This is a genomic window from bacterium (assembly GCA_030019025.1).
Taxonomy (GTDB): Bacteria; Hydrothermota; Hydrothermia; order UBA1063; family UBA1063; genus UBA1063.
On record JASEFR010000015.1, the window covers coordinates 20,976 to 39,291 of the forward strand.

17 protein-coding genes are annotated in these 18,316 nt (G+C 38.8%); 4 read left to right on the forward strand and 13 right to left on the reverse strand.

Annotated elements, in window-relative coordinates; all coding sequences use genetic code 11:
* Positions 1–62: 62 nt before the first annotated feature.
* From QMD82_05095 to QMD82_05110, 4 genes are read left to right on the forward strand one after another with little or no spacing between them, the layout of a single operon-like run.
* A complete protein-coding gene (locus tag QMD82_05095; protein MDI6851294.1) occupies positions 63–518 on the forward strand; it encodes a PTS sugar transporter subunit IIA in 456 nt (151 codons plus the stop codon).
* Entirely contained in the window at positions 518–883 is a 366-nt protein-coding gene (locus tag QMD82_05100; GenBank protein MDI6851295.1) for a hypothetical protein, read from the forward strand. The genes QMD82_05095 and QMD82_05100 overlap by 1 nt, the downstream gene beginning before the upstream one ends.
* Complete coding sequence (gene tyrS / locus QMD82_05105) at positions 880–2,070, forward strand: tyrosine--tRNA ligase (protein ID MDI6851296.1); 1,191 nt, start codon at positions 880–882, stop codon at positions 2,068–2,070. The genes QMD82_05100 and tyrS overlap by 4 nt, the downstream gene beginning before the upstream one ends.
* The gene (locus QMD82_05110) at positions 2,067–3,173 is read left to right on the forward strand and encodes a glycosyltransferase family 4 protein (GenBank protein MDI6851297.1); all 1,107 of its coding nucleotides are present in this window, start codon (positions 2,067–2,069) and stop codon (positions 3,171–3,173) included. Before tyrS ends, QMD82_05110 begins: the two co-directional genes overlap by 4 nt.
* Here QMD82_05110 and QMD82_05115 read toward each other — a convergent pair.
* The 13 genes from QMD82_05115 to QMD82_05175 form a co-directional block, all read right to left on the reverse strand.
* Positions 3,140–4,639, reverse strand: a complete 1,500-nt coding sequence (locus QMD82_05115; GenBank protein MDI6851298.1) for a radical SAM protein — start codon at positions 4,637–4,639, stop codon at positions 3,140–3,142. The two genes, QMD82_05110 and QMD82_05115, sit on opposite strands and share 34 nt — an antisense overlap.
* 31 nt (positions 4,640–4,670) lie before the next feature.
* Complete coding sequence (locus QMD82_05120; GenBank protein MDI6851299.1) at positions 4,671–5,717, reverse strand: cell division protein FtsZ; 1,047 nt, start codon at positions 5,715–5,717, stop codon at positions 4,671–4,673.
* Between the two features lie 11 nt (positions 5,718–5,728).
* Positions 5,729–6,958 (reverse strand): cell division protein FtsA, encoded by a 1,230-nt coding sequence (gene ftsA / locus QMD82_05125; protein MDI6851300.1) that lies wholly within the window; start codon positions 6,956–6,958, stop codon positions 5,729–5,731.
* Between the two features lies 1 nt (position 6,959).
* The gene (gene murB / locus QMD82_05130; GenBank protein ID MDI6851301.1) at positions 6,960–7,841 is read right to left on the reverse strand and encodes a UDP-N-acetylmuramate dehydrogenase; all 882 of its coding nucleotides are present in this window, start codon (positions 7,839–7,841) and stop codon (positions 6,960–6,962) included.
* Entirely contained in the window at positions 7,838–9,208 is a 1,371-nt protein-coding gene (murC, locus tag QMD82_05135) for a UDP-N-acetylmuramate--L-alanine ligase (protein ID MDI6851302.1), read from the reverse strand. Before murC ends, murB begins: the two co-directional genes overlap by 4 nt.
* Entirely contained in the window at positions 9,195–10,250 is a 1,056-nt protein-coding gene (locus QMD82_05140) for a UDP-N-acetylglucosamine--N-acetylmuramyl-(pentapeptide) pyrophosphoryl-undecaprenol N-acetylglucosamine transferase (GenBank protein MDI6851303.1), read from the reverse strand. Before QMD82_05140 ends, murC begins: the two co-directional genes overlap by 14 nt.
* On the reverse strand, positions 10,237–11,361 hold the full coding sequence (locus tag QMD82_05145) for an FtsW/RodA/SpoVE family cell cycle protein (protein ID MDI6851304.1): 1,125 nt from the start codon (positions 11,359–11,361) through the stop codon (positions 10,237–10,239). The genes QMD82_05140 and QMD82_05145 overlap by 14 nt, the downstream gene beginning before the upstream one ends.
* Positions 11,318–12,739 carry a UDP-N-acetylmuramoyl-L-alanine--D-glutamate ligase gene (gene murD, locus QMD82_05150; protein MDI6851305.1) on the reverse strand — a complete coding sequence of 474 codons (1,422 nt, stop codon included), beginning with the start codon at positions 12,737–12,739 and terminating at the stop codon, positions 11,318–11,320. The genes QMD82_05145 and murD overlap by 44 nt, the downstream gene beginning before the upstream one ends.
* Positions 12,682–13,758 carry a phospho-N-acetylmuramoyl-pentapeptide-transferase gene (gene mraY / locus QMD82_05155; GenBank protein ID MDI6851306.1) on the reverse strand — a complete coding sequence of 359 codons (1,077 nt, stop codon included), beginning with the start codon at positions 13,756–13,758 and terminating at the stop codon, positions 12,682–12,684. The genes murD and mraY overlap by 58 nt, the downstream gene beginning before the upstream one ends.
* On the reverse strand, positions 13,755–15,104 hold the full coding sequence (murF, locus tag QMD82_05160; protein ID MDI6851307.1) for a UDP-N-acetylmuramoyl-tripeptide--D-alanyl-D-alanine ligase: 1,350 nt from the start codon (positions 15,102–15,104) through the stop codon (positions 13,755–13,757). Before murF ends, mraY begins: the two co-directional genes overlap by 4 nt.
* Positions 15,092–16,525, reverse strand: coding sequence for a UDP-N-acetylmuramoyl-L-alanyl-D-glutamate--2,6-diaminopimelate ligase (locus QMD82_05165; protein ID MDI6851308.1), 1,434 nt, complete (start codon positions 16,523–16,525; stop codon positions 15,092–15,094). Before QMD82_05165 ends, murF begins: the two co-directional genes overlap by 13 nt.
* Positions 16,494–18,131: a penicillin-binding protein 2 gene (locus QMD82_05170; GenBank protein MDI6851309.1), complete on the reverse strand. Its 1,638-nt coding sequence runs from the start codon at positions 18,129–18,131 to the stop codon at positions 16,494–16,496. The genes QMD82_05165 and QMD82_05170 overlap by 32 nt, the downstream gene beginning before the upstream one ends.
* A partial coding sequence (locus tag QMD82_05175; protein MDI6851310.1) for a hypothetical protein occupies positions 18,128–18,316 on the reverse strand: 189 nt, incomplete at its 5' end. The genes QMD82_05170 and QMD82_05175, both read right to left, overlap by 4 nt.

An 18,316-nucleotide genomic window follows, 5' to 3' on the forward strand; every position in this document is an offset into this window, starting at 1 on the left:
TTATTTGATTTTATAACTGTTTGGGATTAAACTTTAACGATTGATTTTGAAAGGAGGTAAAGATGTTTGCACAACTTTTAAGAGAGGATAGAGTTATAATAAATATGAAAGCCAAAGATAAGGATTCTGCGCTGCAGGAACTCCTTAGTGTGCTAAATTTAAAACCGGAACAGGAAAAACTTGTTTTCGAGCAGTTAAAGAAAAGAGAAGCTATAGGTTCAACTGGTGTGGGCAAAGGTGTTGCCATACCACATGCAAGAAGTGTAGTTGTTGATGATGTCCATCTTGTGGTTGGTGTTTCAAAAGAGGGTATAGATTTTCAAGCACTCGATGGCAAACCGGTTCACCTTTTCTTTCTTTTGATCGCACCGCCGCAGGACCTCGGCGCAAGGTATCTTATAACCCTTGGAGAGATTGCAAATGTAGTTAGAAAAATTGTGTCTTCCAAAGAATATCTGAATTTTGAGACACCAAAAGAGCTCGTAGATTACCTTCTCAAAATATACAAGGAGGGTTAATGGACCCGGTACTTGAGCTCTTGATCGCCCTCGAAAGCCTTGATGCACAGTTGGATGATTTTGAGTCAGAGGATTATGTGAAGTCCATCAGCATTACAAGTGGATCCGACGAAGATGTGGTTGCTAAACAGGTAGAGAAGCTGAAAGGCTTGAGAGAGGAGATTGTGAAGAAAATACCTGTGGCGGTGTTTAAGCGTTATGAGAAGCTAAGAAGTAAATATGGCAGGGGAGTAGCGCCTGTTATAAATGGTACTTGTTCAAATTGCTTCATGGAATTCCCTTCTGCATTGGTTTCCAGACCTGTAAAAAATAAGGCATTGGAAACTTGCCCGAATTGTGGGATTTATGTTTATTGGACCAAATGAGGTTAGAAGAGCATCTGAATATCATAAGGTTCAACACTGTTGATCTTTTGCCAGAAGATGAATTAATTGAGAAGTTAAGAAGCGGCAGGCCACTAAGGATCAAGTACGGAGCGGACCCCTCAAGGCCAGATCTACACCTTGGCCATTACGTTTGTTTAAAGAAACTGAAAGATTTGCAAGACCTTGGTCATCACATAATTTTTATAGTAGGTGATTTCACTGCAATGATCGGGGACCCCTCTGGACGGTCTAAGACAAGGCCGAGACTTTCACGGGAAGAGGTACGGGAAAATTCAAAAACCTATTTTGAACAAGTATTCAAAGTGCTCGACTCCGAAAAGACTGAGATTAGATATAATTCTGAATGGCTCTCAAAACTCACCTCCCTTGAAATAGTAGAGCTATCTGCAACCTATACCGTTTCAAGGATGTTGGAGAGGGACGATTTTAAAGAGAGATTTAAGAATAATGTTCCTATTTCTATCCACGAGTTTCTTTACCCACTATTTCAGGCCTATGATTCTGTTGCAATTAAGGCTGACATAGAAGTCGGCGGTACAGATCAAAGGTTTAACTTCCTCGTTGGTAGAGAGGTTCAGAAAGCTTATGGCCAAGAACCGCAGGTCATTTTGACCGTTCCTATCTTGGAGGGTACTGACGGTAAGTTAAAAATGTCTAAATCTTATGATAACTACATTGGTTTAACAGAACCCCCATCGGAGATGTTTGGCAAAGTAATGTCTATACCAGATGAGTTGGTTCTGAAATATTACAGGCTTGTTCTTTACTACGACGATGCTAAGATGAAGGAAGTAGAAGAAAAAATGATAAAAAATCCGAGAGATTGCAAGGCCGATTTAGCTGAGAAAATTGTTGAGATTTTCTGGGGAAGTTCTGAGGCAAAGAGGGCAAGGGAAGAGTTTGATAGGGTATTCAAACGGAAGGAAGTTCCTGACGATATACCCGAATTTAGAATTCCTGAAGAGGGGATGCCTCTTATTGATATACTTGCCAAATCCGGTCTTGTTTCAAGTAAGTCGGAGGCAAGAAGACTTGTCGCCCAAAGGGCTGTGAGAATTGGAAATAGAATTGTCGAGAGTGAATTTGAACTTATTGTTCCTGATGGTGATCTCGTTATCAAGGTTGGTAAGAGGAAATTTCTTCGTGTTCTTCCCCTGATCCAATGAAGATTCTTGTAGTAAACTGGCAGGACCTTGCTCATCCATTAAGCGGGGGGGCAGAGGTTCATCTCCATCAGTTTTTTTCTTATTTCGTGGAAAAAGGGCATTCTGTCACCCTTCTTTGTTCCTCTTACAAGGGTCTGAGTGGATTTGATGAGAAGGACGGGATTCGAATCATTAGAAAGGGAAACCGTTTTTTATTTAATTTTTTAGTCCCTTTTTACGTAAGATCACTTCTTAAAAGTGAAGATTTTGACGTTATTGTGGAGGATGTTAATAAAATTCCATTTTTTCTCCGATTTTTTGTAAAAAAGCCAATAATTGTAGTGACTCATCACTTCTTTGGAAAGGTAATTTTCCAAGAAACCAATCCCCTTTTTGGTCTCTATGTTTATCTCTTTGAGAAGTTGTTTTTCAAAACGTACAGGAGGCTTCCCATAATAACTGTTTCCGAGAGCACAAAAGAAGAGATGGTGAAGCACGGAATATCTGATTGCTCAATAAAGGTTGTTTATAATGCGGTCAATCTTAACTTCTTTAGGCCGGGTAAAAAATCAGAGATTCCATTTATTCTTTATCTTGGTCGATTGAAAAAGTACAAGAGAATTGACTTTTTCATCAAGTCCATTAAAGTTTTAAGAGATGAATATTATTCAGGGCCATTAAAAGTAGAAATAGTTGGGGATGGAGATGCGAGGAAAGGCTTGGAGGAACTTGTTAAAAAATACGGATTAAGTGACGTAGTAAAGTTTACGGGTTACGTTTCAGAGAATGTTAAGAGCGAGAAATTGCGCTCGGCGTGGTTGGTGATTAACACATCTCCTAAGGAAGGATGGGGGATCGTGGTAATGGAGGCGCAGGCTTCAGGAACACCTGTCATAGTGTTCGACTCCCCCGGTTTAAGAGAAGCAGTTAAAAACAATTTTAGTGGGTTTGTTGTGCCCTTCGGTAATATTGACCTTGTGGCTCAAAAGGCTTATGAAGTTATCTCAAGAGAGGATCTAAGGAATAGGCTCTCAGAGGGTGCTAGGAAGTGGGCCGAAGAGTTTGATATAAGTGTTTTAAGAGAAAAGTTTTATTCTACCTTTTTTGAATTTCTTAAATCTTGAACATTTCCACAAATCCCGCATGCCCTGCAGAGTTCTGTATTGCAAGGAGGAGCTAATATTTCTTTTTCTGCCTTCTTCAGCTCTTTTTCGAGAAAAGCGGGGTAAACTCCAGAGTCTATTAGGTTAAATGGGAGAGTTTTTGCTGTTTCTTCGTCAAATAGTATTTTTTCTGGTTCAATAAGCTTGAGTAGGTCTTTATTATCCAAAAGGCTTGCCAACATGGCATAACCCAGTTCATCACCTGCCCGCGAAAAAATAGTTTGAATTAGAGCCCCCTTATAGCTTCCCATGTGTACCCTAACGTCTTCTGGAATTTTCAGGTATTTTAGGCGCTCTGTTAATTCTTTCTTAGTGACGAAGGGCTGATATTGGAAGGGCGTATGAGGTTTGGGAACGAAAATGCTGAAGGTCACTTCAATTTTTCCGGAGAAAATTTCCCTGATTTGTTTTATCAAAAGGCTTGTTTCCTTTATGTTTTCAGTTGTTTCAAAGGGTAGTCCCACAATGAAATACATTTTGAGGTTTTTGAACTTTAACGCCTCGACCGCTTTAATAAATTCGATTATTTCAACGTTTGATATTTTTTTGTTAATTCTTTTTCGTAAAGTTTCACTTCCTGTTTCTGGGGCTATGGTTATACTGTTAAGTCCTTTCTTTTTAAGAGTTTCAAGAATGTCGTATATCTTTACGTCAATCTTTATTGAGGATGGGTTTATAACCCTGAACTTCTGACTAAGGTTTAGAATTTCCCTGATTTGTGGGTGGTCCAAAACGGATCCACCGACGAGTCCTATATCGGAATTTTCAGGGAATTGATGAATCATTTCTTCATATCTTTTAATAGATATCCATCTTGGCGGGAGGTTATTGTAGCTCAGAAGACAGAACCGACACTTGGAGGGGCAGCTCCTTGATATCTCCACAAGATTCATTTTGAACGTGGAGTTGGGAGAGTAAAAAGCACTAAAAGATTGGCTGAAATCAAGATTGTGGAGAAATATTCTTTGCGCTTCCCTTTTCCCTTCTTTTATGGCCCATGGCCTTTCATTGAATAATTCAAGGTTAAAGTTATTGAAATGCTCAACAATTTGTGGGATTATTACTTCCGCTTCACCGATACAAAGGAGGTCAAAGAAAGGGAATAGTGGAAAGGGATTGGAAGAAACCGCTGCGCCTCCTGCAATTAAAATCGGTCTTGTCCTTTTCTCAGCAAGAGGTTCAATTCCTGCCCGTGTGATGATCTTTAAAACTTCTAAATAGTTTGGCTCATAATCTATAGAGAAAAAGAGGTAATCAAAGTCTTGAAGTTTTAAGCCCGTCCTCAGCCCCGTAGGATTCTCTGAAGTGAAAATATCTGTGAAAAACTCTTTAGAAAGGAGTCGGTATAGTGTGTGTATTGCAAGATTGGAAAGGCAGTTTGATAAACTACCAGGAAATACGATTGCACACTTGACCCTTGAATGCACAAACTTTGTGTACCAGGTAATAGGGGGTGTTCTACTTTTTATTTTTTCTCACCCCTGGTGGAATTTCAAAATTTCTTAATTTTAAACGCTTATTTGCTATCCTCTCAGTAACATTGTCAGGAGTTTTTTTGCCAGTCGTACCGATTAAATAGATCTCAGCATAAGAATTGATCTTTTCGTCTCCTTCTTGCTGAAGTCCATATTTGATGGGGGCATTCTTAGGGATGTGGTTTCTGATTTCATCGAGTATTAGGTCGAAATGTGCCATTTTGAGTTTGCCATTGCTTTTGATGTATAAAAGGGCGCCTTTCACATCGTTTATCGTTATACCAGTAAGTAGGGGGTTAAAAACTACACTTTCAATTGCCTTATTTAAATCGTCTGGCTTTTCTGCAATACCTTTGGCGAAATATCCAAGCCCTCCTCTTGATATAAGGGCTTTTAAGTCATTGAAATCTAAGTTTACATAACTTGTTTCTTGGACGATGTTAATAATTGATTCCACGCAGTTTTTCACTACATTGTCAATAAGAGCAAAGGCTTCACCTACGCTTGATTCTATACTGGTTAGCTCTGAGATCATATTGTTGTCAATAATTACCATTGTATTGAGGTATTTTTCCATCTCGTTAATAGCTCTGAGAGCTATATCCTTTTTCCCTTCAGCCTCGAAGGGTAGGGTAAAGACTCCAACGGTGAGTATGTTTTTCTCTTTTGCATATTTTGCAACAACAGGTGACGCCCCCGAACCAGTACCATTACCAAGACCTGCAACCAGTATAAGTAGATCTGCGTCTTGAATTCTTGAGAGAATTTCATGAATAGATTCTTCGGCAGCTTTTTTCCCGAGGTCTGGGTCTGCTCCAGCACCTCCTCCTCTTGTAGTGGCCTTTCCAATTGTTATAAGATAACTCGCCCGTTGTTTTGATATGGCCTGGGTGTCTGTATTTAGTATAATAGTTTCACATTTTAGCCCAGTCAAAAAAATCTTATGGACTATGTTACCACCTGCTCCTCCTATGCCCACAACTTTAATTTTGAAGTTTATGGAATCATTTCTTTTATATGCTGTAATCATAGATAACTCCTTTAGATTCCGAAAATTCTTTTAAGAAGTCCTTTTACACTCCCCACAATTTTTACTTCTGTTAAGTTTTTGTTAGATGTTAACTTTTTATAAGCAAAAAACAGGGCGCCCAAGGATGAAGATAGTCGATTTGACGGTGGGATATTATTTTGGGTCAAGAATTCCTCAAGTTCTTCGCTTGGCCTGTAAATTTCTGTGGTTATGTTGAAAACATCTTCAGCAATTCTATCGATGTATTCTATTTCACTTGTTCCACCTGTGATTTTAACAAAGGTAATCTTGTCTTTTAGGTTGTTCTGAATAAGCTTTTCCTTTATATATTCGAAGATGTCCGTCAATCTCTCCGTTATGTATTGAACTACTAGCTCCCCTTTTATTCTTGAAACTCTCCCTGGGGAAAAAATTGAGTTTAAAAAGTATATTTCCTGCTCATGATCGTATTCGGCTTTCCCATAGAAAATTTTTAGTTCTTCTGCCTTATCAAGGGTCACCCCGAAGTAGTGTTTTAGGTCTTTGTTGATGTTCATACCGCCGACGGGAAGACTTTCAGCGAACAGAAGCTTATTTTCAGCAATTACACCGTAGTTTGTGAGGTCCCGTCCTATGTCGATTAATAAAACTCCGTTTTCTTTTTCTTCCTTGTTCGTGAGTTCGTATAGCTGGGCTACAATTTGATATATAAAACTGTCTGCTATTAGCCCTGTTTTTTCAAGGGCTTTCTTATAATTTAATAACGATGATTTTTTAGCAGTTATGAGAGCGGTTTCTACCTCAAGTCTTACACCCAGCATTCCCTTTGGGTTTTTGATATCTGGTTTTGAATCTACGTTGAATCTTATCGGGATCGACTGAGCTATTGAACGTCCCTCTTCAATTTTAATGGTGAGTGAATTTTTTATTGCCTGCTCTATATGTTTTTCGGTGATCTCGGCAGGGTTTTCAGGGGTCCCACAAGCGGCCATTCCAATAGATGTCAAAAATTCTACTTCAGGATCGGCGAAGCTTATGAATACGTGGGATGGTTCAAATTTAGATTTTTTAGAGAATTCGTCCAGGGTTTTTCTGACTTTAATTGCAATGTTTTCAAGGTTATAAACTTGTCCCTGCCTTATGGTATCAGAATCCACCGGCTCATTGCCCCAGAATTTTATTGTTAGATCATTGTTGGCTTCAGCGATTAAGGTGACAATTTTTGATGAACAGAAATCGACCACAACAAAGGTTTCACCCATTTTAATTCCCCCTTGCAAAGTTATCTAAGGGATTTAAAACAATTATCTCTCTCTCCAATTCTATGTTGAACATCTCCTTAACCCTTTTATGGCCAATGTCTATAAGCCCTATGACGTCCTTACTGGTTGCTCCGTTAAAGTTTACGATAAAGTTTGCGTGCTTTTCTGAAAACTTTGCTCCCCCAACAGAGTATCCTTTGAGCCCAGCTTTGTCGAGAAGATAGCCGGCACTTACACCTTCAGGATTTTTGAATACAGACCCCAAAGTTAGTTCCCCTACGGGCTGAGTTTCTCTCCTCTTTTTCTTAAATTCCTTCATAGCCAGTTCGATTTTCTCTGGAGATGAAGGGGCAAATTTTAAAGTAGCTTCTACTAATATGCCGAATTTTTTTAAATCGCTCTTCCTATAGTTAAAATTTAGCTCCTTTTGGCTTACCTTTTCAAAATGCCCGTCGGGAGTCAAAACTACCCCTTCTACAAAAAGTTCTCCTATTTCTCTACCAAAAGCACCTGCGTTTCCTGCGATCGCTCCCCCGATCGTACCCGGAATTTCGCTTAACTGCTCCATACCCGAAAGTCCGGCCCTTTGAAGTTTCTTTACGAGAACGGGTATTTGAATTCCGGCTTTCATCGTTGCTTTGTTGCCGCTTATTGTTATTTCACTCAAATTTGTCATTTTTATTATGATGCCATAATATCCTTCGTCTGGAAATAGTATGTTGCTTCCACTTCCAATAATATAGTAAGGTAAGCTCATTTCCCTGGCTATGTTCATTGCCTTTAAGATTTCTTCAACGGACTTAACTTGTACAAAGAAGCGAGCAGGCCCTCCAATTCTTATATAACTATGATTTCTGAGTGGTTCTTGTTCTCTTATCTTCATAGTGATTGAAGTATCGCTTCGCCTATTTTGTACACATTTCCTGCGCCTATGGTTATTAAGAGGTCTCCTGGCTTCAGTTCTTTTTTAAGGTATTCAATAATCTCTGTAAATTCTGGCATGTATATGGCGCCTTTGTGCCCATATTTTTTTAGGGAGTCGTAAATAAGCTTTGCTGTTACACCTTCTATGGGTTTTTCTCCTGCAGGGTAAATTTCTGTAACGATTACTATATCCGCATCGAAAAAGGCTTTACCAAAACTGTCATGTAAATAGTAGGTTCTGGAGTACCTGTGTGGTTGAAAAACTGCAATAATCCTTCCATCATGAAATTCTCTTGCTGTTTTGAGGGTTTCAATTATTTCTTTGGGATGGTGGCCGTAGTCGTCCACTATTTTTATCCCGTTTATGTTTCCCTTTAGTTCAAATCTCCTTGCCACGCCTTTAAATCCTTCTATTCCTTCAATTATTTCGTTTTCTTTTATTCCGAGCTCAACTCCTACTGCAAAGGCGGCAAGGGCGTTTTTAACATTGTGTACACCTGGAATGTTCAAGGTTACATCTCCGATCTTATTTTTTTTGAAATAAGCCGAAAAACGGATATGATCGTTAAAAACCTGAATATTTCTTGCGTTCAAGTCTGCATTTGATGCAAATCCGTAAGTGATTTTGTTTCTTTCGACAAAGGGCAGGATTTCTAAGGTGTTGTGATCGTCTATATTGGCACAAACTGTTCCGTAAAATGGAACCTTGTTGGCAAATTCAACAAATGCCTTCTTTATGTTCTCAAGGTTTTCATAGCAATCTAAGTGTTCTTCGTCAATATTGGTTACTACGGCGATGGTTGGGAAAAGGTTTAGAAAGGACATGTCGCTTTCATCTGCTTCGACTACGAGAAAGTCGGATTGGCCGAGTTTGGCTCCCGATTTTAGGCCCCTTATAATGCCACCGACAATTATAGTTGGGTCAAGACCTGCTACCTGCAGGAGCGTCCCTATCATAGATGTTGTAGTGGTTTTCCCATGGGCACCAGAAACTGCTATCGTATATTTTATTCGCGTCAATTCTGCTAACATCAAAGCTCTTCTAATAACTGGTATCCCTTTTTCCTTGGCTGCTATCACTTCTACATTATCATCCTTTATCGCAGTTGAAATCACGAGCAGGTCAGCATCATTAATATTTTCGGGACTGTGTCCGTAATTTATTTTAATTCCAATTTCTTCAAGGTGTTTGGTGACTTCATTTTGCGCGAGATCAGAACCGGTTACTTTGAAACCAAGATTATGAAGAACCTCGGCAATCCCACTCATACCTGAACCGCCAATTCCAACAAAATGGATTTTCTTAAATTTTTTAGCAAACTGCATCTTTAAATATCTCCTTGTATATTAACTCTTCACTATTTTCTACCAGCAGTCCTTTAGTGAGTTTTTCCCCAGCAATCCAGCTTATGTCTTTAAGGTAATTTTCAAGCTTTTCCTGAATCTCTTGCTCTTCTACCACGATAGCCTTTCCTGTTTTTTCAAGTTCGCCTGCATTGTAGTACTGATGCCTGTCTCGTGAGTATGGGTATGGTATTAGAATTGATGGCTTTTCGTGATAAGCTATTTCCATACAAGAACTTGCACCCGCTCTCGATATTACTATGTCTGCTGCTGAATAGTATAAACCCATTTCTTCGATGAAGGGCAATACTATGCAGTTTTTAAGGTCTAAATTCTGTATCTTGGTATTTATGTAATCAAAATTTCTTGCGCCGGTTTGGATTATAAAGAGGTATTCGTTAAACTTTTTTATAGCGGGAATGATTTTTTCGACCATTCCCCGAGCACCGAGACTCCCACCGATTACAAGGATGGTTACTTTATCCTTAGGCAAGTTTAAAAGCTTTCTTGCCTCTTCTTTTGAGTATTTTTTCTTTGCATTTTCCCGGAGAGGAAGGCCTGCAACGATAACCTTTCCTTTTAGATGTTCTCTTGTTTTCTCAAAGGCTACGAAGGTAGCCTTTGCAAGTCTTGAAAAGATTTTATTCACCAGACCTGGAATGACGTTTTGTTCCATTAAGTAGAAGGGTATCCTTAAAAGCACAGATGCCAATATAATGGGCACCACTGCATAACTGCCCGTTGCAAGAATTATGCAAGGTTTATTCCTTCTAAGAATAAAAAGGCTTTTAATAGTGTTGAACTTAAGAAACAGCAAAGCTTTTGTGAATTGTATCGGGTTTTTGTCAAAGTGATAGGATTTCATGTAAATCGCATAAGGTTTTTCTATTTTTCCTATTTTGCTTCCGGATAATATGTAGATCACACTTTTTCCATTTTTTTCAAAAAATTCACCACAGCTAAGAGCTGGAAAAATGTGTCCCCCTGTTCCTCCTGTGGCAATTAAAATGTTAAATTTTTTCATATTCTTCAACCTTTTCTGAAATGTATTCGAGAGTGCCAATTCCAAAAAGTGTGACCATTAAGGAACTACCTCCGAGGCTGATGAGGGGGAGTGTTTGCCCAGTGGGTGGTATAAGCCCGAGGTTCACTCCAATATGTATTGCGGAAGGAAAAAAGATCATAAAAGTTATCCCAGCCGCTAAAAGGGAGTAATAGAAGTTTGCCTCAAAGTGTCTTGAAGCCACACGAATTCCTCGGAAAGTGATAGCTATGTAGCCCATGATAATTAATATAACTCCTGTAAGACCTAATTCTTCTGCTATGATTGCAAAGATAAAATCGTTTTCTGCCATGGGCAGATATAGGTATTTTTGTGTTCCTTTACCTATTCCCTTTCCGAAAGGTCCTCCTTGTGCTACTGCTATTAGGGCTTGTTTAACCTGGTAGTGCTTTTCTCCGCTCGCGAAAGTTTCTAATCTTTTTTGAACGTGTCTGAAGTTACTTGGGAAGGCTAATATAAGTAACGCAGAAAGGATTATTGACGTGATAGCGGGTACAAGTAAAAACATTAATTTTACCCCTGCAAAGAAAAGCATGGTGATCGTGATCAATCCAAGAATTATTGCTGAAGAGAGGTTGGGTTGAAGGGCTATAAGAATGATATTTACAAAAGGTAGTATCAGAATTTTCAGAAGTTTTAAAGGGTTTTTCAGCGCCGATTTTTCTTGAGAAAGTTCACTGGCAACGTAAAAAACTGTTATAAGTTTTGCCAGTTCAGAAGGCTGGAAGTTCATTATCCCTAATCTTATCCATCTTATAGCGCCATAATTTTTAAGCCCAATTAGGAAAAGAATACCAAGAAGGGTTGTGTTTAAGTACATCACCAGTTTTATTTGTTTTTTGTATAATTTAGGGTCTAATTTTGAGGCTATAAAGAAAGCCCCAATTCCGACCACTATTCTTATAATTTCCTTAGATAACGAACGAACCTTTGAAATACCATAAAGTTCATGACGATATATCGTTGCAGAATACACCATCAACATTCCAAAAATAACGAGAACAATTGTACTTACAATGAGTAAAAAATCAATTTTCCTCGGCGATTTTTCTGACCCAGTATTGAAATACATCGCCACGCTCCTTGTAATTTTTAAACATGTCAAAACTTGCACATCCAGGGGAGAGAAGAACAATGTCACCCGGTTCAGCAAGCTTGAAACTCTTCTCTACAGCTTCTTTCATGTCTGAGGCCTCGCTGACAGGCACAAATGGAGAGAATGTGGCAACGACCTTTGGCTTTGCTTTTCCAATAGCTATTATGTGTTTGCAGTGAGATTTTACAGTGTTGATTAAAGGTTTAAAGTCTAAATCTTTGTCTTCTCCGCCCATAATTAGGATAACCGGTTCTTTAAATCCCTTTAATGCCCACTCAACCGCATGGGGGTTTGTACCTTTTGAATCGTCATAAAATTTTACGCCATTTTTTTCTAAAACAAACTCTATCCTATGGGGTAGTCCTTTGAATTTTTTGAGTTTTTCTCTGATCACATCGATTGGAATACCATGGCGTAATGCTAAAAGTGATGATACAGCTGCGTTAAATACGTTGTGTAAACCCTTGATTTTTAAATCATTTGCATGGAATAGATAAGTTTCCCTATCCTGCTCTCTTAAAATAACCCACCCACTTTCTTTCTCAAAATAAGCACCTTCTGACACCTTTTCGCCGAGACTTACAAACATAACCTTTGAGCTGGCTTGGTTTTTTAAAGGTCGAACTACAGGGTCGTCGTAGTTGAGAATTAGAAGATCCTTTTCGTCCTGGTTCTCAAAGATGCGAGATTTTGATTTTACGTAATCTTCAAAATCCGCATGCCAATCCATGTGGTCTTGCTCTATATTAAGAATTGTAGCCATATCAGGTTTAAATTCTTTAATCATGTTGAGCTGAAAACTTGATACCTCCAGTACAAAGGTTCCGTGCTTGAAGGCATACATGCTCAATGGATCCCCGATATTGCCTGCAAGGTATACTTGGTTGTCAAAATCTTTTATTAACGAGAAAGTAAGTTCTGTCACTGTGCTTTTTCCGTTAGTACCAGTTATAGCAATATACTTTCCACTGGTAAGCTGGTAACCAACTTCAAGCTCGCTGAGTATTTCAATCCTGTTTTCTCTTGCTTTTTGCAGCATACGGATGTTCGGTTTAACACCAGGGCTTACCACGATGAGGTCCGAGTTGAGGATCTTTTCGGTATGTCCTTTCTCTTCAAATTTTATGTTGTTTTCAATCAAAATGTTTTTGTATTCTTCTTTAATTTCGGCAATATCGGAAACAAAAACCCTTGCACCGCATTTTAAAAGTGCCAGTGCAGCTTCAACACCACTTTTTCCACAGCCAAGTATTGAAATCTTTTTCCCTTCGAATTTTTCTATATTGATTTTCTCTTTCATTTTATCTTTACCATTCCTAAGGCTATAAGCGAGAAAATTAATGAAATTATCCAAAATCGTACCGTGATTTTAGCTTCATGCATACCCAATTCCTCAAAATGGTGGTGGTAAGGGGCCTTTTTGAAAATCCTTTTTCCTCGGGTTGCTCGGAAGTAAATTACCTGTATTAAGACGGAAAGTGCCTCAATTACGAATAGCCCACCCGCAATAATTATCAATATCTCCTGTTTCAAAAGTACAGAACTGACGGCGATAATCCCCCCTATGGTTTGCGAGCCAGTGTCTCCCATAAAAATTTGGGCTGGGTAAGAGTTGTACCAAAGGAATCCTATCAGAGAGCCAATAATTGAAGCTGCAAGTATGGTTAATTCTTCAATGCCAGGGATATAGAAAAGGTGAAGATAGGTTGAAAGAATTTTGTTACCCTGAAAATAGGCGAGGAGAAGAATTACCGTTAAAGGGGGAATCGCACTTCCTGCTGCTAACCCGTCAAGTCCATCGGTCAAATTAACTGCATTCGTAAACCCAAGAATCACCAAGATAATAAAAATTATGTAAAGATTTCCAAGATATAGGTTAATATTTTTGAAAAACAAGAATTGGGTCCTTTTTGCTATTTCAGGTGGATAAAACATGTTGATGGCAATTACAATAAAGGCAGCAAGCAAAAATTGTAAGAACAATTTTTCCCACTTAGTAAGACCGCCCTTTTTTGTTCCTTTCAGCTTTTTTAAATCATCAAAAAGGCCTATAATAAACATGAAAAAGGTTGCGATCAGCGCCACCATGGGAAAGGGTGTATTAAACTTACTAAATAGAATTGTGGAAATTATTGTTACACTCACGAAAACGATGCCTCCTGCTGATGGAGTGCCCTCTTTTCTTTTGTGTGTCAAAGGAACATATTCGGAGATCCGCTCTCTGTATTTGGTCAATTTTAGATAAATGGGAATAAGTAAGAGGGTCAAAATCAGTGAAAAGGTGAGAGAAAGCCCTGCCCTGAATGTTATATATCTTAAAAGGTTAAAAAGTTTTACACTCCCTCTCAGCGGGTATAACCATTCATAGATCATAAAATTTCCTCCAATTTGTTTGCAATTTCCTCAAAGGCTAACCCCCTTGAGGCCTTTAAGATCAGCCAATCGTCTGGTTTTAAATAATTTTTAAGAAAGCTTACTGCTTCTTCTTTTTTATCAAAGTGGTAAACTTCGGTAACACCCTCCTTCCTTGCCTCTTCGGAAATGAGCTTTGCTAAATTTCCTACCGTTATTAGAATTTTGTGGCCTAATTCTTTGAAAATTTTGCCAATTTTCCTATGTTCTTCTTCAGCTCTGTCTCCCAGTTCTAACATATCTCCCAGAACAAAGATTAGCCTCTTACCGTCTTCCTTGAAGGTTTTTAGGAGTTCACTGAGGGAATCCGGGTTTGAATTGTAGGCATCATTAATTATGGTAATACCCTTTATGCTCTTTCTTTCCATCCTCATCTTCTCGCCCTTAAAGTTTTTCAAGACTTCTTGAATATCTTCAAGTGGTACTTTAAGGTGTTCTCCTAATGCCAAAGCACCCAATACATTTTCCAACATTCCTCTACCGGGTAAAGGGAAGAAGAACTCCTTACCTTTGTAGACAAAAGTGCTGCTAAACTCTCCAACTTCATATTTTTCGGGTTTCACATCCCCCACATCCAGTCCAAAGGTTATCTTTCCAGCAGTATAGGGTATCATTGATTTGATAATATCAAGGCAGTCGGTGGAGGCGTTGAAGAAGGCATAACCACTATAATCCATTTCTTTGAATAAAGTTCCTTTTTCACGTGCTATGTTTTCTTTATTACCGAAGAATTCTATGTGTGCAGTTCCGATTTTAGTTATTATAGGGTAATGTGGCCTGGCTACAGATGTAAGGTACTTTATCTCTCCCGGATGGTTGGTACCGTATTCTAATATCAAAAAGTCTGTATGTATTGGAGCCTCTAAAATGGTTAAGGGCAAACCAATGTGGTTGTTATAACTTTTTCTTGATTTAAAGACTTTGTAGCGAGTTGAAAGAGTTGCGTAAATCAATTCCTTGGTTGTAGTTTTTCCTACTGAGCCGGTGACGCCTATGACCTTGGTCTTCATTCTATTAAGTTTTTCCTTTGCGAGTCTTGCCAGCGCAAGCACTGTATCGTCAACAAGAATTACTGGTAGATTAGGCGGAATATTGGAAGAAAACGGGGCTATGACCACCACTGCGCCCTTGGAAATGGCGTCTCCTGCAAAATCTACTCCATCAAACTTTTCACCTTTTATGCAAAAGAAGGCAGAATCAGGCTTTATCAGTCTTGAATCTATGGAAACTTCTTTCACAAAAATATCAAGGTCTACATTTTTTGCCCTTCCTCCTGTGAAATAAGCAATTTCTCTTACTGTAAACATCCCTTCTCCTTTAAAGCCTCTGATGCAACCTCGTAATCAGAAAAGGGATATTTTACCCCTTTAATCTCTTGATAGTTTTCGTGCCCCTTTCCAATTATGAGAATGATGTCACCCCTTTCAGCAAGTTTGATTGCATTATATATTGCCTCTCTTCGGTCAGGTATTACTTTTGCCTTGTTGCTCTTCATCCCTTTCAAGATGTCTTCTATTATTTTTTCGGGTGGTTCAGAGCGCGGATTATCAGAAGTGACAATTTGTATGTCGGATAGTTCCTCGGCAATCTTTCCAAATAGAGGGCGTTTACCGGGGTCTCTATCACCGCCAGCTCCAAAAACAGTTATAATTTTCCCTTTTTTGTATTGTTTCACATTTTCAAGAAGATTTCTCATTGCTTCGGGCGTGTGGGCATAGTCAATAAACACGTAAATTCCGCATTTGTTATCAACCCTTTGAAGCCTGCCCGGAACAGGCTTTATATTTAGTGCCAGCTCCTTTAAATTTTGAGCTTTGTTAAGGATATATAAAACGGAGGCGGCGCAAAGAAAGTTATAAACGTTGAAGACTCCTGGTAATGGAATAAAGATATCCTTTTCATTTATTAATCCGTAGAGGTTCACATAAGAGCCATTGAGACTGCAATTTACTATTTCTGCTTTCAAGGAGGCATTTTCATTTATTCCGAAGGTTAACGGTTTTTTGGAAGCTTTTAAGAAATATGAGGCGTAAGGGTCATCGGCATTAATCACTGAGTGTTCTGGTTTGTAAACTTCAAAAAGTTTTAGCTTCGCTTTCAAATAGTTTTCCATTGTGCCATGATACTCCATGTGTTCTCTGGAAAAGTTCGTAAAACACCCCACATGAAAATGGGTTCCCTCTATTCTATACTCTTCAATTCCTGCTGAGGAAACTTCCATTACAAAATATTTTGCTCCTTCTTTTAGTGCTTTATGCATAAAATCTTGAATGTCTGAAGACTCTGGCGTTGTCCTTCCAGCTTCGACACAGTTTTCTCCTATGCAATATAGAATGGTCCCCAGTAGGCCGGTTTTTTCGCCCTGAGCTTCCAGCATGTCTCTTATCATAAAGGTTGTTGTCGTTTTCCCATTTGTTCCAGTAATGCCTATGGTTTTCAGTCTTTGGGAAGGATTACCATAAAATTTTGCTGAAATAATTCCAAGGTATTTTCTGGTATTCTCCACATAAATGTACGGTGCGGGGTAATCTCTATCCTCTTGGACCATAAGTGCGACGGCACCATTTTTTAATGCTTCCTCAATGAACAAATGCCCATCGGTGTTTCTCCCCTTTAGGGCAACAAACAGATCACCTGGTTTTACTTTCTTGGAATTGTAAGTAATACCTTTTACTTCTACGTCGGGTCCTACCACCTTAAAACCGTGAGCAAGTTGCGACAGTTGCATCCTTTCCTCCTGCTATAAATTCAGCTATTTCCCTAAAGAGCGGAGCTGCAACTTCACCTCCGTACCTTAAATATACGGGCCCTTTGGGCTCAAATAAGACTACGTAGATTAAATATTTTGGATTATCTTTCGGGAAAAATCCAATGAAGGAGCTGATTAGGGCATTGGATGTGTAAGTGCCCGTCGTTGGATCAAGAATTTTAGCAGTACCAGTCTTTCCACAAACTTCTAAGCCGTGGACATCGGCTTTTTTACCAGTACCGTAAAGGACGACATCACGCATCATCTCTTTAAGGGTATCCGCGAGTTCTTTACTTATAGCACGACGCACTATCATAGGTTTTCCATCTTTGATTAGTTTGGGCAAAAGTAAAAGTCCCCCGTTTGCGACAGCACCGTAAGCCATGGCCATTTGCACTCCATTTACCATTACACCATACCCGTAAGAAAAATTAGCAAGTCGTAGATTTCCCCATTTTGACGGTTTTAAAATGGGAGGTGCCGATTCTCCGGGGAGGATAATGCCTGTAGGACACCCAATTCCAAATTTTTGAGCAGTTCTGTAAAGTTTTTGAGCTCCTAACATGACGCCTATCTTAGCTGCGGCTATATTTGAAGAATAGGCAAAGGCTTCTCTTACGGTCAATTTTGTGCTTGGATGCTCGTCGGTTATAATGTGGTTATAAAAATGAAATTTTCCATTTTCTGTGTTAATTGTATCTGAAAGGTTTACGATTTTGTTCTCTAAGGCTGATGCGTATGTTATCAATTTGAAAGTGGAGCCGGGTTCGTAAGGGTCCTCAATTGCAAGGTTTTTGGACGGTATTTTCTCATTTGGATTTTTGCTCGGATAAACAGCCATTGCCAGTATTTCACCAGTTTGTGGATTAGTTACTATAACAAAACCCCTTGAGGCACTTGTTTGCTGAATACGCCTTTTTAATGCAAGATAACAAAATTCCTGCAATGCTAAATTTATTGTAGTAATTATACTCTTGCCTTTTTCTGGTTCTATGTCCTGATTTTTGCTAAGTTTAACAAGGTTACCCACTGCGTCACGCATGAAGAGGATTTTCCCGGGTTTCCCTCGGATATAAGAATCTAAAACCAATTCAAGCCCCCCTAATGGGTTTTCATCTTCTCCAACACAACCAATTACTGGGGCTAATACCTCTCCGTAAGGATAGTAACGATCATTAACAATTCTCTGAAAAACTTCTTTGTTTTTTCTAAATTCATTGAGTAATGTAGAACGGAATTTGAACTCGGCAATTTTTGTGTGGTTAATTCCGTTTTGTAATTTTGTTGTGTATATTTGTGCACCATTTGATTTATACTTTAAAAGTGTCTTTATTACATTATTTGTGAGCTTTGGACGAACCTTATAGATCTCTAAGGTTGGAACATTAACAACCAGTGGGTTTCCGTTTCTGTCATAAATAATTCCTCCCTCGCCTTGGAGCGAAAAAGAGATTAGACTCTGCTCAGTTCCCAGTTCTCTATATTTTGAGCCCAAGGGGGTCGTTTGAAATAGAAAAACATAGACTGTGTAAAATATGTAAATTGAAATTAAGATGATGTTTAGAAAAATTGCCCTTATTTTCATTTGGTCTCTATACCGAGTCTGCTGAGTGAACGTAATGTGTGTATTTGGGCTTTTTCGATGAGTAATTTTCTCGAAATGTCTACTATATAACTTCGCAACACAGTATTTTCTCTTCTCTTAACTAAATTCTTATCTGCTAAGCAAAGAGGAGGGGAAAAAAGCAAAATTAAACTTATACCAATCAA